Origin of the sequence: Sphingomonas adhaesiva (assembly GCF_036946305.1) — a bacterium.
Lineage (GTDB): Bacteria > Pseudomonadota > Alphaproteobacteria > Sphingomonadales > Sphingomonadaceae > Sphingomonas > Sphingomonas adhaesiva_B.
The window spans coordinates 55,370-74,622 of sequence record NZ_JAQIJJ010000009.1; the positions used below are offsets into that span (position 1 = coordinate 55,370).

Genomic DNA, 19,253 nt, shown 5'->3' on the forward strand with positions numbered 1-19,253 from the left:
CGTTACTTGCTGGGATAGCGGCGGTCCATCAGTTCGGCGGGCGGCGTCATCGGCACATCGTACCGCTTGCGCGCGTCGCCGATCGCGGCCTTTTGCGGCGTGACGCCGATCGCGTCGAGCAGCTGGTTGGTGGCGGCAAGCACGCGATATTGCGCGAACAGCTGCGCCAGTCGCGCGGTTTCGGCCTGCACCACGACATTGTAGCGCGTATTCTGCGCATCCAGCAGGTCGAGCAGCGAGCGGCGCCCGACGTTGAACTGCTCGCGATACGACAGGATCAGGTCGTTCGAGACGCCGGCCTGCGTGTCCAACTCGCCGACCAGTCGGGTCTGCTGCTGGAGCCGGTTCCACGAGGTGCGCACGTCATTCTCCGCCTCGCGCTCCATCTGGTGGAGGCGGAAGCGTGCCTCGCTGGTGCGGCGGACATTCTCCTGCACCGATGCCTGGTTGACGCCGCCGGTGTAGAGGTCCCAGCGCAGCACGACGCGCGCCTGAAGGTCGCTGGTATAGCCGCGGAAGCCGTCGACATCCTCGCCATAGCGCGCGCGGCCTTCCAGATTGACGCGCGGCCCCAGCGCGGCCTTGGCCACGCCCAGCACGCCATAGGCCGCATCGACGTCCGCCACCGCCTCGCGCACGCGCGGATTGTCGGTGCGCGCCAGCGCGATCGCCTCCGACAGCGACGGCGGCATCTTCGCGGTCAGCGCGGCCGGCAGCGTGGCATCGTCGAGCGGCAGGCCGGTCAGCGTGCGGAAGCTGATCGCGGCATTCTCCAGCTCCTCCTGCGCCTCGGTGCGGCGCGCCATCGCGGACTGGAGCCGCTCCTGCGCCTGCTGCTGGTCGGCGATGCTGACCGAGCCGCCCTGCACGCCCTGGCCCAGATCGCCCGCCAGCTTCTGGTGGAAGGCGACATTGTCGGCCGCCGCGGCGAGGATGCGCTGTTGCAGCAGATAGTCGATGTAGCGGCGCGTCACCTCCAGCGCGATGAACTGCGACCGCTCCTGCACGCGGCTGGCGGCGCCATCGGTGCGCGCGGCCTGGCGCGCCAGCTCGGAGCGGCGACGGCCCGAATCGAACAATGTCTGGTCGGCGAACACGCTCGCCTCGCGCGTCGCCAGCGCATCGCGATCGGCCTGGATCGCGCGGCGCGTCGGGCTGTCGACGCGGCGCACGCCGCCCGCGGCCTCGACCGAGATGCGCGGACGCCACAGGCGCTGCGCCTGTTCGCGTTCGAACTCGATCGCTTCCTTGTTCTGGACCGCCTGGTTGATCTCCGGGTTGGATTCCATCGCGGTGGCGATCGCGGTGCGCAGGTCGGTCGCACCCGCGGTGGAGGCGGCCAGAACGGCGGCGATCGCGCCGATCGACGCATGAATGATACGCATGGGGTGGCTCCTCCCTCTTATCGTTCGTTGCGGCTGATCGCGACGCGGCGGTTCGCCGGCTCGCGCACGCCGTCGGCGGTGGGCACCGCCGGATCGCGCTCCCCGACCGCGCGGACCTGGATCGCGCCGCGCGCCATCCCCTCCGCCGCCAGCGCGGCGGCGACCGCGTCGGCGCGGCGACGCGACAGCCGCTGGTTGAAGCCTTCGCCGCCCGAGCGATCGGCGTGGCCGACGACGGTGACCGCACGCACCCCGCACGCGGCGGCGGAGGTGGCGATCGATTCGATGATCGCGCTGCTCTCCGGCAGCGGGGTGGCGGACGCCCAGTCGAAATGCACCTCAGCGGGCAACGCCACCGGGCAGGCCGCGGTGGTCGCCGGGGGCGGGGGCGGTGGCAGCGCGTCGCCCGTTGGCGGTGGTGGCGGGGGCGGCAGCGGATCGGCGGCGGGCGCCGGGGCAGGCGCGGGGGCGTTGGTCATCAGCCCGGTGAAGCTGCGGCAGCGCGCGATCGTCTCGTCATCGACGGTGCGCGTCTTGAGATAGCCGATCGCGATCCCGCACGCGACCTTCGCCTCCGATGCCCAGACGTAGCGGCTGTCGTCCGCCGCGATCACGCCGCGGTCGCGCGTCGCGGCCAGCGCGGTATCGTAGTTGCGGGTCATCTCGGCCCGCAGATCCGCGATCGACGCGCCCTGTGCCAAAGCGGGTTGCGCCGCCATCGCCAGCAGCGTCGCCGCGGCGGCGACCAGTCCATCTCTCATTCGACCTACTCCCTGTTGTGCCGATCCGGAGCCGCCCCCGTCCCGAATCGGTACGCCCCCCGACATGCACGCGTCAGGCCGAATGCGCCACCATTGTCACCCCGTCATGCGCGGCGACGGCCGCGGCCTGCGCATGTGCGGCGGCCATCGCGTTCCACGCCGCGGACATCGCCTCCGCCGCGCCGGTGTCGTTCGCCGCGACATAGGCGGGCGCGGGCGCAGCGTGATCGCCGCCGGCCGCGGTCGCATCGGGCGCGGGCAGCGCGGCGAGCAGCGCGTCGATCCCCGGCGCGTGCGCGGGTGCCCCGCCATGCAGGACGTCGGCCAGCACCTGTGCCGCCGTGGCGGGGGCGCCGGCGGGCGCCTCGGCCGCGGGGGCGAGGGCGGCGGGCAGCGCGATCCCCTCCGCCAGCGCGACCGCGGGTGGCGCCGCCGCGGATGGCGGGGGCGTTGCCGCCGCAGTATCGGCATGCGCGGGCGCTTCGTGCGTCGCCTCGACCGTGGCCGGGACGTAGCTGCCCGCGACCCCGGCATGCTCGCCGCCGGAGGTCACCGCTTCCGCCGTGGCGGCAGGGTGCGTCGTCGCGGTGGCGGTGGTCGCGGGCGCCGCGGCGGGCTCGATCGTGGCGACCTGATGCACCAGCTCGGTCGTCGCGGCAGGGTGCGTCGCTGCGGTTGCCGCGCTGGTGTCGGTCGTCGGATGCGTCGCGTCGCTGGTCGGCGGCAGCGAGCGGGCATAGGCCGGCTCGCTCGCGGCGACGGCGGCGGTCAGCAGCGCCGCGGTCAGCGTGGTGGTGCCGGTCGTCGTCTCGGTCGCGCGCGACAGGTGCAGCGCGGCGCTGTCCTCCACCGCGACCGCCGGGGCGGCGGAGGCGGAGAAGCGCGCCGCCGCGCTCGGCGGCTGGATCGTGATCGTCAGCTGGGTCGAGGCGCGGTCGCCATCGCCATCGGTCACCGTATAGGTGAAGCGGTCGACCAGCGTGTTCGATCCCGACAGCCGCTGCACCGCGGCCAGATCGTTGTTGAGGACGTAGGTGTACGACCCGTCCGCCGCCAGCGTCAGCGTGCCATAGGTGCCGGTCAGCGGGGTGCCGACCCCGCCGGTGCCGACCTGATAGCCCAGCCCCACCGCGGTCACCTGTCCGCCATCGGCACCCAGCCGGTCGGCGACGCCGTCGGTGGCGTTGGCGTCGGTGCCGCCGATGCCGGTCAGCACGTTGCCGTCCGCGAAGGAGCGCGAGGCGGGGGTGTCGGTCGTGGTCTGGAACTCGACCCCGCGCAGCACGAATTCCGAATAGGGCAGGTTGAGGTTCGCCGGGGTGCCGCCGCCCGCCGGCGGGGTCGGCGTGGCAAGATCGGGCGTCAGCGTGACCGAGCGGATCGCCTGACCGCCGAAGTCGGCGGAAGTGAGCGTGATCTCCGCCAGCCCCGGCTGCGTCGTCGCAGTAGCGGCGACGACGCGGGTCGCGGTCGATCCGTCCGCCAGCGTGACGGTGACGTCGACCTTTTCCGACTCCGGCGTCGGGTTGAACAATCGCTCCTGATACATCTGCCCCAGCGAGATGCGCACCGTCGACTGCGCCTGCGCGAAGGAGAGGACCAGCCCCTCCGGCTGGTCGTTGTAGGCGTCGACCTCGTTGGTCCAGCCCTGCCGCGGCTGTCCGTCGCTGGGCGAGAAGACGCTGGCGCCGAGATAATAGCCGAGCGCGCCATTGACCGACGACAGCGTGACGCCGCCGCCGCCGAACCCGGCTTGCGTGCTGCCCGCGGGCACGCCGTTCCACAGGCTGGCGTCGGTGAAGTCGACCGCCGTCGTCGCGACCTGCTGCCCCGAAGGGGTGCCGACCGTGACGCTGTCGACGTCGGCGGACAGGATCGGCGCATCGTCGACGATCGTCGCGACCAGCGACCCCTGCGTCGCGGAGCCGTTGCGATCGGTGGCGACGACGTTGAACGTCTCCGTCACGCGGTCGCCCGCGGTGCCGCTGGAATCGATCGGGCCATTGAGCGTGTATTGATAGCTGACGCGCCCCGTGGCGGCGTCGAACGCGGTGATCGCCAGCGTGTTGCCAAGCGGGGTGGTGATGGTGGTGGCGGTGAACAGGCCCCCGGTCATCACCGTCTGGCCCGCGATGCTGAGGCTGCCATAGCCGTCCGGCGCGACGATCGTGAAGTCGCCCGGCTGCGCCAGCGCGGCGACATCGGGCGCGGTGCCGTTGGCGAGGTTCGCCTCCGCCACGATCACGTCGCCGCCGGTGATCGCCGGGGTCAGCCCGGTCAGCGCGACGGGATCGTCGGTGCCGTCGATCGTGATCGTCAGCGTGGTGGTCGACGTGCTGCCGTCGCCGTCGATGATCGTATAGGTGAACGTGTCGGTGCGCGTCTCGCCCGGGATCAGCGCGCGCAGCTCCGCATTGGTGGAGGAGGGGACGTAGCGATAGCTGCCGTCCGCCGACAGCGTCAGCGTGCCGAACGCCCCCGCGACCGCGCTGCCCAGATTGCCCGCGGCGCTGGTGACGACGCCCGCGACCACGCCGGTGACGGTGGCGCCGTCCGCGCCCTGCACATCGGCGACGCCGTCGCTGGTGTTGGCATCGGTGCCGCCGACCCCCGTCAGGACGTTGCCGTCCGCGAACGGCGCGGTCGGCGGCGTGGCGTCGATGACGTCATAGCTGATGCCGCGCAGCACGAATTCGGAATAGGGCAGCGTGGCGTTGGCGCCGCCGTTGACGCCTGCCGGCACGGTCGGTGGCGTCAGGTCCGGGGTCAGCACGACCGAGGCGATCGCCACGCCGCCGAAATCGGACGCGTTGAGCGCGACGTTGACGATCCCGGGTTGCGAGGTGGCGGTGGCGGCGACGGTGCGGGTCTGCGTCGTCCCGTCCGCCAGCGTGACCAGCACGGTGACGCGCTCCGCCTCCGGCGTCTGGCCGAAGGTCCGCTCCTCGTACATCTGCCCCAGCGCCAGCCGCACGCTGGACTGCGCGGTGGCGAAGGTGATGCGCAGCCCCTCGGGCTGGTCGTTGTAGGCGTCGATCTCGTTGGTCCAGCCCTGGCCCGCGCGCCCGTCGTTCGGCGACAGGACGCTGGCGCCCAGATAGAAGCTCAGCGCGCCGTTGATCGACGACAGCGTCGCGCCGTTGAGCGCGACCGAGGTGCTGCCCGCGGGCACACCCGACCAGAAAGCGGCATCGGTGAAGTCGACCCCCACGGTCGCGGACGCCGCAGCGGGGCCGGTCGGCACCGCGACGCTGTCGACGTCGGCGCGCGCGGTCGGGACGTCGTCGATGATCGTCACCGTCAGCGTCCCCGTCGCGACATCGCCGTCGCGATCGGTGACGGTCACGTTCAGCACGTCGCGCACGTTGCTGCCGGAAGTATTGTCGCTGAGCGTGTAGCGATAGTCGAACCCGTCGGCGCGCACCGCGGTGATCGTCAGCACGCCGAAGGTGGTGGTGATCGTCTGCCCGACCGCGGTGATCGCGGTGCCGTCGACCGCGACGGTCGCGGGGCCGTCACCGGGATCGTACTGGACCGAGCCGGTCGTGATCTCCAGATCGGAGGCGGCGTTGGACCCCGCCGGCTCGCCGCCGCGCGCGGGCAGCCCGGCCTCCGACACGGTGGCGACCGCATCGACCGCGCCGCCCGGCGTTTCCGGCGTGGTGATGGTGATGTCGGGGAACAGATTGTCGATCGCCGCCGTGCGCGGACGCACGTCGATATCCTCGAACGTCGGCACGGTGAAGGCCAGCGCGGTGGGCGGCAGCAGGTCGCCGAGTGCGAAGGCGTCGCCCAGCGTGCCGACCGGCACCGCGAAATTCCCGCCCGAGCTGGACGGCGGACCGGCCGCGGTCTGCGGCTCGTGCCCGATCAGCAGCGCGACCAACGTGGTGGGCGGAACCTCCACGGTGCCGACCACCAGGTCGGGCACGAACACCGCGCCGTCGACGATGACCAGCTTCGTCCCGTCGGGCAGCGCCACCACCAGGTCGCGCCCGTCCGCCACGATCGTGCCCAGGTCGGTGCCGGCGGGCAATTGCACCACGCCGTCGACCGGCACCGCGATGCGCATCGTGCCGCCACCCTGGCCCGTGATGGTGCGCGTGGCTCCGTCCGTCGCGGCGGCGGGCAGGGGGCCGCGGCCCTGCTCGTCCTGCACCCGCGGGGCCGCTTCTGCGGCGACACGTACACTGACCATGGATGACGCTCCCGAACTCCGACGCGCATTGTAGCGCGCCGGAGTCGGGAAAGGTCAACGACGTTAACTGAGAATTTACCAGATTTGGGGCAGTAGCTCCTGATATGGCATCATAATGTCACACTCGGGCGGTCGCGATCGGCATCTGCGACGCGCATCGGCTGGGGATCGCTGGCATAGCCGTGGATCCACGCGCGATCGGCGGAGAAGGACAGGATCGGGCGATAGTCGGCGCGCCGAGTCGCGTCCTGAATCCGGTTGGTATTGCTGTCGAGCATCAGCATCCTGCCCTGCTGGCGCACCACCAGCACCGCATGGCCCTGCCGCCGGACGAGATCCTGCGCGACGACGAAATAGAGCGACGTCGCGGGATGGCCCAGTGCGCGCAGCAATTGCAGCTTGGCGATCGCGAAATCCTCGCAATCGCCGCGCCCGCTGCGCAGCGTCTGCGCGGCACTGGCCCAGTCGTCGTGCCCGTCGCGATCCGCCTGGAAGGTCACGCGCGCATTGACCCAGCCGTTGACCGCATCGACCTGCTCGCGCGGTGTCAGGTGACGGATCGAGGCGACGAAGCGCCGCGCCGGCTCGTTCAGCCCGCGCGCGGCGCCCAGCGACACGCGCTGCCACCGCGCGTCCAGCGGGGTGCGCCCGACCCGCAGCGAGGTGGAGCCGAACACGTCCGGTGCGTCGCGGTTAACGGTCGCGAAAGGAACCGATGCTAGACCGTAACGATCGGCAGTGGCGCTCGCGCGCGGCACCGCCGCCACCGACGCCGCAGCGACGGGGATGCCCCCCTGTCGCGCGACGATCGCGGCGAGCGCGGACGTCGGACGTCCGCCGCCGTCGACGGCGAGGTCATCGGCGCGCGCCTCGGCGCCAACGGTGAGCGCCGCCGCCGTCATCAGGGCGGCGACTCGCGAACGGGGAAGACGGAACGCGTACTTCATGTCCCCGAAGATGCCGGGAACAGCGGAAGAACTTACGAAGGGACGCGGTTAAGCCGCTGTCCACCATAAGGTATTTGGGGTGAGGTGAGCGAAAAGCCCCTCCCCTTCAGGGGAGGGGTTGGGGGTGGGGGAGGTCTCACCGAGACTGCCGCTCGTGACTGCCCCACCCCAACCCCTCCCCTGAAGGGGAGGGGCTTACATTGTACTAAAAATGCAGCGCCCGGCCGTAGGCGCCCAGCACACTCTCGTGCATCATCTCGCTCAGCGTCGGATGCGCGAAGACCGTCTCCATCAGCTCGGCTTCGGTCGTCTCCAGCTGGCGCGCGACGACATAGCCCTGGATCAGCTCGGTCACTTCCGCGCCGACCATGTGCGCGCCCAGCAGCTCCCCGGTCTTGGCGTCGAACACGGTCTTGATGAAGCCGTCCGCCTCGCCCAGCGCGATCGCCTTGCCGTTGCCGATGAAGGGGAACTTGCCGACCTTCACGTCGCGGCCCTGCTCCTTCGCCTTCGCCTCGGTCAGCCCGACCGACGCCACCTGCGGGCGGGAGTAGGTGCAGCCGGGGATGTTCCACGTCTCGAACGGATGCGGGTCTTCGCCCGCGATCTTCTCGACGCACACCACGCCCTCGTGGCTCGCCTTGTGCGCCAGCCACGGCGCGCCGGTGACGTCGCCGATCGCGTAGATGCCCTCGACATTGGTACGGCCGAAACCGTCGACCTTGATATGGCCGCGCTCGGTCGTGACGCCCAGCGTCTCCAGCCCGATCTCCTCGGTATTCGGCACGATGCCGATCGCGACGATGACGTGGCTGTAGTCCTCGGTGACGGACTTCCCGTCCTTCCCCTTGATGGTCGCCTTCACGCCCTTCGCATCGGTGTCGATCTTCTCGACGCCCGCGCCGGTGACGATCTTTATGCCATCCTTGGTCAGGCGCTTCTCCATGAAGGCGCTGACTTCCTCGTCCTCGACCGGCAGGATGCGCGGCAGCATCTCGACGATCGTCACCTCGGCACCCATGTCGTTGTAGAAGCTGGCGAACTCCACGCCGATCGCACCCGATCCGATGACCAGCAGCTTGGTCGGCATCTCCTGGGGCACCATCGCGTGGCGATAGGTCCAGATGCGCTTGCCGTCGGCCTTGGCGAAGGGCAGGTCGCGCGCCCGCGCGCCGGTGGCGATCAGGATGTGCTTCGCTTCCAGCTCGACGGTACCGTTGCCCTGCCTGACCGACAGCTTGCCCTTCCCGGTCAGCGCGCCGACGCCCTCGACCACGGTCACCTTGTTCTTCTTCATCAGCGACTTGACGCCGGCGTTGAGCTGCCCCGACACCTTGCGGCTGCGCTCGACGATCTTGGTGAGATCGAACCCGATCTTCTCCGCCTTCAGCCCGTAATCGGCGGCGTGGGTCATATAGTGATAGATTTCCGACGTGCGCAGCAGCGCCTTAGTCGGGATGCAGCCCCAGTTGAGGCAGATGCCGCCCAGCCGCTCGCGCTCGACGATCGCGACCTTCAGGCCCAGCTGCGACGCACGGATCGCCGCCACGTAACCGCCCGGGCCGGAGCCGAGCACGATGAGATCGTAGGTGTCAGCCATGATAACGTCCCCGAGAGTAGCCTTCGCGGCCGTGAAGTGCTCGATCATCGAGCGTCGTCCAAACCGCAGTGGCGAAGATTGTATAAAGTACCAGAAGCAATGTGCTCATAAAGCCTAAGGAAGCATCAAGCACTGCTGCAAGTCCAAATACCAAGGTGAGATTCGCTGCTGTAACAGCCGGCAAAATATAGCCCCAGCCGACATTCTGACTCGTCAGGATTGTCTTAAGCGGCATCTGAACCAGAAGTATACCCAGGAGCGCGGGCAGGAACATGGTTGCAGCAAAGGCAACTGAAAGCATTGGTGAGCCCGCCGCCGCGAGTATAGCGACTGCCGGCAACATCGGAAATGATGTAATCAGCGCGGCGAGCAGCGCCATGGCAAACCGCCGACGGCTCACGCGCCGGTCAACTCCTTACAACCGACCATAGCCACGGCACCGCCCACCGCATGGTAACCGAGCACGATGAGGTCGTAGGTGTCAGCCATGATGAATGTCCTTGGTCGTCGCGGGGGAGGCGGCGTGCACGCGCATCACCTCCCGCCCGCTCAGGATCGCGACCGCGGCCATGGTCAGGCCGCCGATCGCCCAGATCGTCTCATACCCTTGCGGATAGCTCCACGCCGCGCCCGCGAAGCACAGCGCGGTGATGCCGAGGCCGAGCAGCCCCCAGGCGAACTCGCGCCACACCTCGGGCAGCTGCATCTGCGCCATCGCCGCCCCTGCCTCAGGCGAGCATCGACAGCGGGTTCTCGACCAGCGTCTTGAACGCCTGCATCAGCTCCGCACCGTCCGCGCCGTCGATCGCGCGATGGTCGAAGCTGCCGGTCGCGCTCATGATGCTGGCGACGCCCAGCTGGCCGTCTTCCATCACCCAGGGGCGCTTCTCGCCCGCGCCGATCGCCAGGATCATGCCCTGCGGCGGGTTGATCACCGCCTCGAACTGCTTGATCCCGTACATGCCCATGTTGCTGATCGACGCGGTGCCGCCGGTGAACTCCTCCGGCTTCAGCTTCTTGTCGCGGGCGCGCGCGGCCAGATCCTTCATCCGGGTCGAGATGCTCGACAGCGACGCGCTATCCGCCTCGGTGATGACGGGGGTGATCAGCCCTTCCGGCGTCGACACGGCGACCGAGATGTCGGCGCGCGCGAAGCTGACGAGCTGGTCCGGGGTGAACATCACGTTGCACTTGGGCACCTGCACCAGCGCCACCGCCAACGCCTTGATCATCAGGTCGTTGACCGACAGCTTGACCCCGCGCGCCTCCAGCCCCGCGTTCAGCTCGGTACGCAGCTTCAGCAGCTTGTCGAGGCGCACGTCGACCGTGAGGTAGATGTGCGGCACCTGCTGCTTCGACTCGGTCAGGCGACGCGCGATCGTCTTGCGCATGTTGCTGAGCTTGGTCAGCTCGTGCGGGATATCGGGGATCGCGGCGGGCTTCGCAGGTGCCGGCGCGGCGGTCGCGGGTGCCTCGCTCGCCTTGGCGGCCGGCGCCGCGCCGGGCTGCGCGCCCTCGACATCGGCCTTCACGATGCGGCCGTTGGGGCCGGAGCCCTGCACCGCCGACAGGTCGACGCCCTTGTCCGCGGCGATGCGGCGCGCCAGCGGGCTGGCCTTGACGCGCCCATCTTCCTTGGCGCCATCCTGTCGCGCGGGGGCGGCGGGCTTCTCTTCCTTGGCGACCTGCGTGTCGGCGGGCTTGCCGTGGTCCTCGGCCGCTTCCTTCGCCGGCTTGGCCTCGCTTCCGGTCTTGTTGGGGTCGGCGGGGGAGGGCTTGGCCTCGCTTTCCTTCGCGGCAGGGGCGGGGGTGCTATCGCCGGCCTCCTCGCCGTCCGCCTGGAGCAGCGCGATCACCTCGCCCACCTTCACCCCGTCGGCGCCCTCGGCCACCACGATCTTGGCGATGACGCCTTCGTCGACCGCCTCGAATTCCATCGTCGCCTTGTCGGTCTCGATCTCGGCCATGATGTCGCCGGACTTCACCGTGTCGCCTTCCTTGACGAGCCATTTGGCGAGCGTGCCTTCCTCCATCGTCGGCGACAGGGCAGGCATCTTGATTTCGATGGGCATCGTGATCCTCGAAAGGCTCCTGGGGAAGTCGCGTCTGTCGCGGACGCACGCCGTAGGGTCAAGTGCGCGCGCCTTGGCGATTACGTATGCGGGGCGTAGAAGCGCGCGATGCGCATCTACCTGACCGTGATCGACGAGACGCCCGAGGCCCTGAGCGCGCTGCGCTTCGCGGCGCGCCGCGCGGTGAAGACCGGGGGCGGGGTGGAGATCCTCGCGCTGCTGCCGCCGCAGGAGTTCATTCCCTTCGGCGGCGTACAGGCGACGATCGAGCAGGAGCAGCGCCAGCATGCCGAGGGGCTGGTCGCGCGCGCGGCGGGCACCATCCTGGAGGAATCCGGGGTGCGCCCGGCGCTGACCGTGCGCGAGGGCGAGGGGCCGAAGGTGATCCGCGAGATGATCGCCGACAATCCCAGCATCGCCGCTCTGGTGCTGGGCGCGGCGGCGAGCGGCGCGCCGGGCGCGCTGGTCAGCCACTTCGCGGCGGAGGCCGGGACGCTGCCGGTGCCGCTGATGATCGTGCCGGGCGGGCTGGACGCGGACGCGATCGACCGGTTGAGCTAACGTCATCCCTGCGGAGATGGGAATGACAGTGGGGCAAGTGGTTGAGCATCGGCCGTTCTTCCGCCATCACCGCGCGATGATCTTCCGCACCCTGCTCGCCGCCTCGACCCTGCTCGCTACGCCCGCCATCGCGCGCGACATGCCCTCGCAACCCCGCCTGCGCGCGAACGTCGAGAAGCTGGTGTCGTTCGGCACGCGCCATTCGCTGTCGTCCGCCACCGATCCGAAACGCGGCATCGGTGCCGCGCGCGACTGGGTCGCGGGGGAATTTGCACGGCTGTCGCGTGGCTGCGGCGGGTGTATCGCGGTCGAGCGCCCGCAGCGCCGTTTCGTCAACGCCCGCGCGCCGGACGGCGTCATGATCGAGGATGTGCTGGGCGTGCAGAAGGGCTCCGACCCCGATCGCTACGTCATCGTCGGAGCGCATATCGACAGCCGCGTCACCGACGTGATGAACGCCACCGCCGACGCACCCGGCGCCAATGACGATGCGAGCGGCGTCTCGCTGGTGCTGGAGGCGGCGCGCCTGCTGAGCCGGGAGAAGTTCCGCGCCAATATCGTCTATGTCGCCTTCTCCGGCGAGGAGCAGGGGCTGCTGGGCGCAACCCTGCTGGCGGATACCGCGAAGGCGCGCGGGTGGCAGGTCGATGCGATGCTCAACAACGACATCGTCGGCAATTCGGTCGGGCAGGGCGGCGTGGTGAAGGACGCGCATGTCCGCGTCTTCTCCGAGGGGATCCGCGCCAGCGAATCGCTGGTGCAGGCGATCGACCGTCGTGCGATCGGCGGCGAGGATGATGGCCCCAGCCGCGCGCTGGCCAAGACGATCGACAAGGTCGCCACCACGCTGCCGGGCGGGTTCGACGTCTTCGTCGATCGCCGTCCCGACCGCTTCGGTCGCGGCGGCGATCACGAACCGTTCCTGGCGCTGGGCTTCCCCGCGGTGCGCTTCACCGTCGCGGCGGAGAATTGGGATCGCCAGCATCAGGACCTGCGCACCGAGGGCGGGCGCGTCTATGGCGACACGGTCGAGGGGATGGACTTCGCCTATCTGGCGAAGGTCACCGCGATCAACGTGGCGACGATCGCGCGGCTGGCGGCGGCGCCGCCTGCGCCCGCCAGCGCGGCGATCGGCGGCGCCTTGTCCTACGATACGAAGGTGACGTGGTCCGCGGTGCCGGGCGCGGCGGGGTATCGCGTCTATTGGCGGCGAGCGGACGCGCAGGACTGGCAACAGTCGCGCGACACGACCGCGACCGTGCTGGACGTTCCCGGCGTCGCGGTGGACGACCATTTCTTCGGTGTCGCCGCGCTGGGGAGCGACGGCGCCGAGAGCATCGTCACCTTCGCGGGCAAGGAGAAGAAATAGGCGTCCTCACCTGCGCCGGAGCACGATGTCCCTGTCAGCAGCGGCACCCGCCCTTGGTGAACCGGCGCCCCTTGTAGGCGATCGCATCCTCCTCGATCACCTCGGCGGCCGCGCTGCTGCCCGACTGGACGGTGACGGTGGTGATCGTGGTGCCGGGATAATACCACCCCGCCCGCGACATAGCCTGCGCTGCCTTGCGTGCTCGACGTCGTCACCACCGTGCCGTCGCCCGCCACCATCGTGGCCGGCGCGCCATAGCCATAGGGCGCCGGATAGCGCTGCGGCATCGGTGCCGGCCTCACATGCGGGGCCGGGGCGGGGCCGTAATAGGTCGTGCCCGAATAGGTCGTCCCGGCGTAATCGCCGCCATAGCTGCCCTGCTGATAGGCGACCACCGGCGCGCCGCCCGCGCGATACGGCGGCGGCGGGGCATAGCCGGCGCCATAGGCCGGGGGCGGCGCATAGCCCGCGCCATAGGCGGGCGGAGGGGCGACCGGCACGCGGCCGGCGCGATCGGACCGGTCGATCGCCATTCCGGCCAGCGCGCCCGCCCCGGCGCCGAGCAGCGTGCCGCCCAGCCGGTTGCCGCGCCCCGCGATCACATTGCCCGCGACCCCGCCGACGACCGCACCGATCGCCGCACCGCCCAGCCCGTTGTCGGCGTCGCGCGTCGGATAGGGCAGCTGGGGATAGGGCAGTTGCGGCGCGCCATATTCATCGCCCACGCCGTCATAGCCGCGATCGTCATCGGCATAGCCGCCCTCGCCACGATCCCAGGCGACCCCGCCGACGCTGTCGTACACGCTGCCGCGGCCGTCGATCAGCACCGCATCGTCGTAATAGCGCGACCAGGCATAGCCCTGCGGCGGCTGCGGCAGGCCATAGGCAGACCAGTCGTTGACGTACCAGGTCGGCGCGACCCAATAGCTGGGCAGCACCCAGCCGCGCACTGGGCGGCGGTACGCGCCCCAGCCGCCGGGTGCGCGCATCCCGCCCCACCAGCGGCCGCCGACCTGCCCGCCCCAGCGCCCGCGCGTGCCGTTCCACGCGGCACCGTGGTTCCAATGCCCGCCGTTCCAGCCACGGCCATGATGCGCGATCGGCGCCTGCGCCTCCGCGGTGATGGCGGCGAGCGGGGTGGCGAGGGCGGCGGTGGCGATCAGCAGCGTGCGCATGAGCACGGGAAACTCCCCTGTTCGTGGATTGCGCGTCGCAACGCGTCCATCCTGACCGGAGTTGCCTATCATCGGCACCGTAACGCAACCAGCGTGCGGCGTGTCCCGAATCGGGAAGCGCGGGACGGTTACAGCCGCGGGGCGAGCAACGCCATCAGCGCCTCGCACCCGCGCGCATCCTCCGCGTCGAAGCGCGCGGGCGCGGGGCTGTCGAGGTCGAGCACGCCGACCAGCCGCTCGCCGTCGAGGATCGGGACGACCAGCTCCGACCGGCTCGCCGCGTCGCAGGCGATGTGGCCGGGAAAGGCATGGACGTCCTCCACCAGCTGCGTCCGCCGCTCCGCCGCCGCGGTGCCGCACACGCCCTTGCCCAGCGGGATGCGGATGCACGCGGCCTTGCCCTGGAACGGGCCGAGCACCAACTCGCCGTCGATCATGCGGTAGAAGCCGGACCAGTTGAGGTCGGGCAGATACTGCGCGATCAACGCGGCGGCATTGGCCATGTTGGCGATCGCGTCGGGTTCGCCCGCGGTGAGCGCGTCGAGCGCGGCGTGGAGGTCGCGGTACAGCTCCTGCTTGGATCCGGCGGCGATGTCGAAGGTGTACATGGTGCGTCAGGTAGGGGCAGGGACGTCGTTCGTCACCTCCCCCCGTCACCCCGGGCTTGACCCGGGGTCCCGCTTCTTCTGCCACGTCGTCGTGAAAGCGGGACCCTGGATCAAGTCCGGGGTGACGTGTTCTGCAAGGCCACCGCAGTGGCTGAACCCTCAATCCAGCCGCACCTTGCCGCGACCCGCCTTCACCTGCGCGCGGCCCTTCTTCTCGTCCACCCGCCGCGCCTTCGCCGCGCGCGAGGGCTTGGTCTTCACCCGGCGCGCCTCGCGCTTCTCCGCCTCGACCAGCATCTCGGTCAGGCGGGCGCGGGCGTCCTGGCGGTTGGCCTCCTGCGTGCGATAGCGGCGCGCGGTCAGCACCAGCGTGCCCGATGCAGTCAGGCGGCTGCCCGCGATCACCTTCAGCCGGCGATAGGTTTCCGGCGACAGCCCCAGCCGGAACACGTCGACGCGCAACTGGCACGCGGTGGCGACCTTGTTGACGTTCTGTCCGCCCGGCCCGGTGGCGGCGAGGAAGCGTTCCTCCACCGCATCGTCGGGCACGTCAGCCATGGTCGAACCCGACCGCGGCGAATCGCTCCGGCCACGGCGCCTCGGCCGCGATGTCGGGCTTGCCCGCGCGCGGCACGGTCAGCGCGGCGGCGTGGAGCATCATCCCCGCGGGATGCGCCGCGCCATAGACCGCGTCGCCGGTGACCGCCGCCCCCAGCCCCTCCAGCGCGTGGACGCGGATCTGGTGGGTGCGCCCCGTTTCCGGGCGGAACTCGACCAAGGCGCGGCCGTCGCGTTCCGCCAGCAGCGTCCAGGCGGTGCGCGCGCTCTTGCCGCGCGGGTGGCCGGTCATCCGCCAGCCGCGCTCGACGCTGGAGATCTTGTTCAGCGGCAGGTCGATCAGCCCCGCCGAATCGCGCGGCACCGCATCCAGCACCGCGACGTAGCGCTTCGTCACCAGCCCCTGTTCGAACGCCTGCTGGAAGCGGGCATGCGCCTTGCGATTGCGCGACAGCAACAGGCAGCCGCTGGTGTCGCGGTCGAGGCGATGCACCGCCATCGGCCAGCGCTGAAATCCGAACTTGAGCGATTCGAGATGATTCTCCAGGCTGATCGCGCCATCACGCGGCCTGTCCACCGGCAGCCCCGCGGGCTTGTCGATCACCAACGCCTCGCCGTCGAGGAAGAGCACCCGGTCACCCAGCATGGGAACGGCCCTTGCCATCATGGCGCTCCGCTGGCCAGAGGGCGTCATGCTGCGCCGCCTGCTTGCCGCCGTCCTGATGCCGATCGTCGCCGTTCCGGCGCAGGCGCAATTGTGCGCCGACGGGCGCCAGCCGTCGGTGGCGGCGGACGGGCGCGTGCTGGGGCATCTGCCCTATGGCGACGTCGCGCCGGGCGAGCTGGTGGCGGTGCCGGGCGAGTGGAACGCGGGCGGCGCATGCCTCGTGCGGCGCGACATGCTGCCGGACCTGCTGCGGCTGCTCGCCGCCGCGGCGGGCGATCCCACGGTGGGCGGGCGTATCCTGACGCTGTCGTGCCATCGCTCGCTCGGCTACCAGCAATCGGTGTTCTGCCGCGAGGCGCAGGCGGCGGTCGATACCCGCGCGCAGTCGGTGGCGCCGCCGGGGCATAGCGAACATGCGACCGGCTTCGCGCTCGACTTCGCCTTCCGCCCACGGCTCAACGACTGCCCGGACGCGGAGGCGTGCATCGCCGCGACGCCGGCGTTCCGCTGGCTGGCGGCGAATGCGCCGCGCTTCGGGTTCGAGATGTCGTTTCCCGCCGGCAACCGCCAGCGGGTGAAGTGGGAGCCATGGCACTGGCGCTGGGTTGGCGCGAGCGGCAATGCGCCCGGCGCGGCCAGAGCGCGCGCGGTGTTCGCGCGGGCGCGGGCGCAGTTTCCGGCGACGCCGGCGGTGGCGCCCGATGCGGTCGTGATCCGCGAGGTTACGCCACCGCCGGTGTATATGGGCGCGATCCCGCCGCCGGAGTGCAAGCGAGGGAAGTGCAAGGTGCGGAAGCGGAGGTAGCCCTCTCAACCCCTCCCCTTCAGGAGTGTCAGGTCGGTCATGCCCCCGGCATGACCTAAACGATGCGGGGCATCGTTTACCTGACACTGGGCAGGGGTGGGGGAGGTCTCACCGAGAGCAGCACTTGTGGCTCCTGACCGCCCCACCCCAACCCCTCCCCTGAAGGGGAGGGGCTTAAAGCGTCACCCCGCCAGCTTCGCTGCGGTCTGCGCGATGCGGCGGCCCTGATACCGCGCGCCGTCCAGGTCGATCTGGCTCGGCTGGCGGCTGCCGTCGCCGTCCGCCAGCGTGCTGGCGCCATAGGGCGTGCCGCCATGCACCTCCTTCACCCCCATCTGCCCCTGATAGCCATAGTCCAGCCCGACGATGGTCATGCCGTGGTGGAGCAGGTTGGTGATGATCGAGAACAGCGTCGTCTCCTGCCCGCCGTGCTGGCTGGCGGTGGAGGTGAAGGCGCCGCCGACCTTGCCGACCAGCCCGCCGCGCATCCACAGCCCGCCGGTCGTGTCCCAGAAGGCGGCCATCTGGCTGGGCATCCGGCCATAGCGGGTCGGCGCGCCGACGACGATTGCGTCATAGCCGGCGAGCGCGTCCGGCCCCTCGATCTCCGGATGTGCGGTGTCGGTCTTGAACCCGGCCGCCTTGACGATCTCGGCCGGGGCGGTCTCGGCGACGCGGCGGATGTCCACCTCCGCGCCGCCCTCGCGTGCGCCCTCGGCGACGGCGTCCGCCATCTGCTCGATATGGCCGTAGGAGGAATAATAGAGGACGAGGACCTTGGTCATTGTACGACTCCCTTCGTGAACGTCATTCGGCGTCGACCAGGACGATCTCGGCGTCCTCGATCGCGGTGATGGTGGCGGTGCCGGCCGACATGGCGGCGCCGTCGCGCGCGGCGAAGCGCTGTCCGTCGATCTCGATCGCGCCGGTGGCGGGGACGAGATAGGCGTGGCGGCCGTCGCCGACGGTATGCGTCAGCGTCTCGCCCGCCCTCAGCGTCGCCGCCAGCACGCGCGCTTCGGCGCGGATCGGCAGCGCGGGCTGATCGCCGGACAGATCGGCGTCATAGCCGCTGGCGAGCGTCACGAACCGGCCCGAGCGATCGCCCCGGGGAAAGGGCTTCGCGCCCCAGCTGGGGCTGCCGCCATGGCGCGTCGGCTCGATCCAGATCTGGAACAAAGTGGTCGGCTGCGCCTCCAGATTGTATTCGGCGTGGCGCACGCCCGAGCCGGCGCTCATCACCTGCACGTCGCCCGCTTCGGTCCGGCCGACATTGCCCATCGAATCCTGGTGCGTGATCGCGCCGGAGCGGACATAGGTGACGATCTCCATGTCGCGATGCGGGTGCGGCGGAAAGCCGCTGTTGGGGGCGATCACGTCGTCGTTCCACACCCGGATCGCGCCCCAGCCCATGCGGGCGGGATCGTGATAATTGGCGAACGAGAAATGATGGCGCGCGTCGAGCCAGCCGTGATCGGCATGGCCCAGCGTGTCGAAGCCGCGGCGGTCGACGCGGGCGATGGTGTCGGTGGTCGTCCCAATGGTCATCACTGCAACCTCCTGATGATGGTCGGGAGATAGGACGCACCGGCGCTCACGAAAACGGAAACGATTGAAACGGATCGTTTCGATCGATACGCAGGAAGGATGCGGATACCGGACCTCGAAGCCTGGGCGATCTTCGCCGCCGTCGCGGAGCATCGCTCGTTCAGCGGCGCGGCGGATGCGATCGGACTCAGCAAGGCGACGGTCTCCAAGGGCGTGTCGCGGCTGGAAGCGCATCTGGGACTGTCGCTGTTCCACCGCACCTCGCGCCGGCTGGCGCTGACCGAGGCCGGGCGCCCGCTGGCCGACCATGCCGCGCGGATCGTGGCGGAGGCGCAGGCAGCCGAGGAGGCGGCGCGGCAGGGAGCCAGCGCGCCCGCGGGCCGTGTCCGGCTGGCCGCGCCGATGGCGTTCGGGATGCGCAACGTGGCGCCGCTGGTGGCGGAATTCCTGGTCGCGCATCCCGCGGTGGAGATCGAGCTGCATCTGTCCGACGCACGGGTCGATATCGTCGCGGAGGGCTATGACGTCGCGTTGCGGATCGCCGATCTGCCCGACAGCTCGCTGCGCGCGCGGCGGCTGTGCGGGGTGGCGACGCATCTGGTCGCCGCGCCGTCCTATCTGGCGCGTCACGGTACGCCCACGCATCCCGCGCAACTGGGCGAGCATCAATTGCTCTCCTACACCAACATCACCGGCCCGTGGCGCTTTCGCGGGCGCGACGGCAGCGAATTGTCGGTCAAGGCGCAAGGGCCGCTGGCGGCGAACAGCGGCGATGCGCTGGTGCCCGCGCTGGTCGCGGGGCTGGGGATCGCGCGACTGCCGGGGTTCATCCTGGGCGAGACGCTGACCAATGGACAGGTGGTGGAGATCCTGCCCGATTGGGCGCCGGCCCCGGTGGGGCTCCACCTGCTGACCCCGCCCAGCGCGCTGCGCCCGGCGCGGGTGGAACGGCTGATCGACTTCCTGAGCGAGCGGTTGCGCGACTGACGGCGCCGCGCC

Annotated in this window: 17 protein-coding genes and 1 pseudogene; 4 read left to right on the plus strand and 14 right to left on the minus strand. The window is 70.4% G+C overall.

The genetic code is table 11. The annotated features are described in order from the left end of the window. Nucleotides 1-2: 2 nt before the first annotated feature. The 8 genes from PGN14_RS14655 to PGN14_RS14690 form a co-directional block, all read right to left on the minus strand. Nucleotides 3-1,385 carry a TolC family protein gene (locus tag PGN14_RS14655; protein ID WP_335300331.1) on the minus strand — a complete coding sequence of 461 codons (1,383 nt, stop codon included), beginning with the start codon at nt 1,383-1,385 and terminating at the stop codon, nt 3-5. 17 nt (nt 1,386-1,402) lie between these two features. Next, nucleotides 1,403-2,146 (minus strand): OmpA family protein, encoded by a 744-nt coding sequence (locus tag PGN14_RS14660; RefSeq protein WP_335300332.1) that lies wholly within the window; start codon nt 2,144-2,146, stop codon nt 1,403-1,405. A gap of 73 nt (nt 2,147-2,219) precedes the next feature. Then, nucleotides 2,220-6,344 (minus strand): beta strand repeat-containing protein, encoded by a 4,125-nt coding sequence (locus tag PGN14_RS14665; protein ID WP_335300333.1) that lies wholly within the window; start codon nt 6,342-6,344, stop codon nt 2,220-2,222. A gap of 110 nt (nt 6,345-6,454) precedes the next feature. Then, a complete protein-coding gene (locus PGN14_RS14670) occupies nt 6,455-7,246 on the minus strand; it encodes a transglutaminase-like cysteine peptidase (RefSeq protein ID WP_335300334.1) in 792 nt (263 codons plus the stop codon). A 250-nt stretch (nt 7,247-7,496) separates the two neighbouring features. After that, nucleotides 7,497-8,891: a dihydrolipoyl dehydrogenase gene (gene lpdA, locus PGN14_RS14675; protein ID WP_335300335.1), complete on the minus strand. Its 1,395-nt coding sequence runs from the start codon at nt 8,889-8,891 to the stop codon at nt 7,497-7,499. Next, complete coding sequence (locus PGN14_RS14680) at nt 8,884-9,270, minus strand: hypothetical protein (protein WP_335300336.1); 387 nt, start codon at nt 9,268-9,270, stop codon at nt 8,884-8,886. Before PGN14_RS14680 ends, lpdA begins: the two co-directional genes overlap by 8 nt. Nucleotides 9,271-9,372: 102 nt before the next feature. Further along, nucleotides 9,373-9,606 carry a hypothetical protein gene (locus PGN14_RS14685; protein ID WP_335300337.1) on the minus strand — a complete coding sequence of 78 codons (234 nt, stop codon included), beginning with the start codon at nt 9,604-9,606 and terminating at the stop codon, nt 9,373-9,375. 13 nt (nt 9,607-9,619) lie between these two features. Then, complete coding sequence (locus PGN14_RS14690; RefSeq protein WP_335300338.1) at nt 9,620-10,963, minus strand: pyruvate dehydrogenase complex dihydrolipoamide acetyltransferase; 1,344 nt, start codon at nt 10,961-10,963, stop codon at nt 9,620-9,622. 108 nt (nt 10,964-11,071) lie between these two features. On the opposite strand from PGN14_RS14690, the gene PGN14_RS14695 reads away from it, so the two are divergent. Together PGN14_RS14695 and PGN14_RS14700 are read left to right on the plus strand one after the other, a co-directional pair. Further along, nucleotides 11,072-11,524: a universal stress protein gene (locus PGN14_RS14695; RefSeq protein ID WP_335300339.1), complete on the plus strand. Its 453-nt coding sequence runs from the start codon at nt 11,072-11,074 to the stop codon at nt 11,522-11,524. A gap of 76 nt (nt 11,525-11,600) precedes the next feature. Then, nucleotides 11,601-12,893: a M20/M25/M40 family metallo-hydrolase gene (locus PGN14_RS14700; RefSeq protein ID WP_335300450.1), complete on the plus strand. Its 1,293-nt coding sequence runs from the start codon at nt 11,601-11,603 to the stop codon at nt 12,891-12,893. Nucleotides 12,894-13,474: 581 nt separating this feature from the next. On the opposite strand, the pseudogene PGN14_RS14705 reads toward PGN14_RS14700, so the two are convergent. The 4 genes and pseudogenes from PGN14_RS14705 to PGN14_RS14720 all read right to left on the minus strand — a co-directional run. After that, nucleotides 13,475-14,140, minus strand: a pseudogene (locus PGN14_RS14705) (RcnB family protein); the annotation flags it as partial. Nucleotides 14,141-14,196: 56 nt separating this feature from the next. Then, nucleotides 14,197-14,676 carry a GAF domain-containing protein gene (locus PGN14_RS14710; RefSeq protein WP_335300340.1) on the minus strand — a complete coding sequence of 160 codons (480 nt, stop codon included), beginning with the start codon at nt 14,674-14,676 and terminating at the stop codon, nt 14,197-14,199. A gap of 159 nt (nt 14,677-14,835) precedes the next feature. Next, on the minus strand, nt 14,836-15,234 hold the full coding sequence (arfB, locus tag PGN14_RS14715) for an alternative ribosome rescue aminoacyl-tRNA hydrolase ArfB (RefSeq protein WP_335300341.1): 399 nt from the start codon (nt 15,232-15,234) through the stop codon (nt 14,836-14,838). Continuing rightward, on the minus strand, nt 15,227-15,880 hold the full coding sequence (locus PGN14_RS14720) for an RluA family pseudouridine synthase (protein ID WP_335300342.1): 654 nt from the start codon (nt 15,878-15,880) through the stop codon (nt 15,227-15,229). Before PGN14_RS14720 ends, arfB begins: the two co-directional genes overlap by 8 nt. 46 nt (nt 15,881-15,926) lie before the next feature. On the opposite strand from PGN14_RS14720, the gene PGN14_RS14725 reads away from it, so the two are divergent. Continuing rightward, on the plus strand, nt 15,927-16,706 hold the full coding sequence (locus tag PGN14_RS14725; RefSeq protein ID WP_335300343.1) for a M15 family metallopeptidase: 780 nt from the start codon (nt 15,927-15,929) through the stop codon (nt 16,704-16,706). 182 nt (nt 16,707-16,888) lie between these two features. On the opposite strand, the gene wrbA is transcribed toward PGN14_RS14725, so the two are convergent. Next, nucleotides 16,889-17,491 carry an NAD(P)H:quinone oxidoreductase gene (gene wrbA / locus PGN14_RS14730; RefSeq protein ID WP_335300344.1) on the minus strand — a complete coding sequence of 201 codons (603 nt, stop codon included), beginning with the start codon at nt 17,489-17,491 and terminating at the stop codon, nt 16,889-16,891. A 22-nt stretch (nt 17,492-17,513) separates the two neighbouring features. Continuing rightward, nucleotides 17,514-18,254 (minus strand): pirin family protein, encoded by a 741-nt coding sequence (locus PGN14_RS14735; RefSeq protein WP_335300345.1) that lies wholly within the window; start codon nt 18,252-18,254, stop codon nt 17,514-17,516. Nucleotides 18,255-18,353: 99 nt separating this feature from the next. On the opposite strand from PGN14_RS14735, the gene PGN14_RS14740 reads away from it, so the two are divergent. Beyond that, entirely contained in the window at nt 18,354-19,241 is an 888-nt protein-coding gene (locus tag PGN14_RS14740) for a LysR family transcriptional regulator (protein WP_335300346.1), read from the plus strand. Nucleotides 19,242-19,253 lie beyond the last annotated feature (12 nt).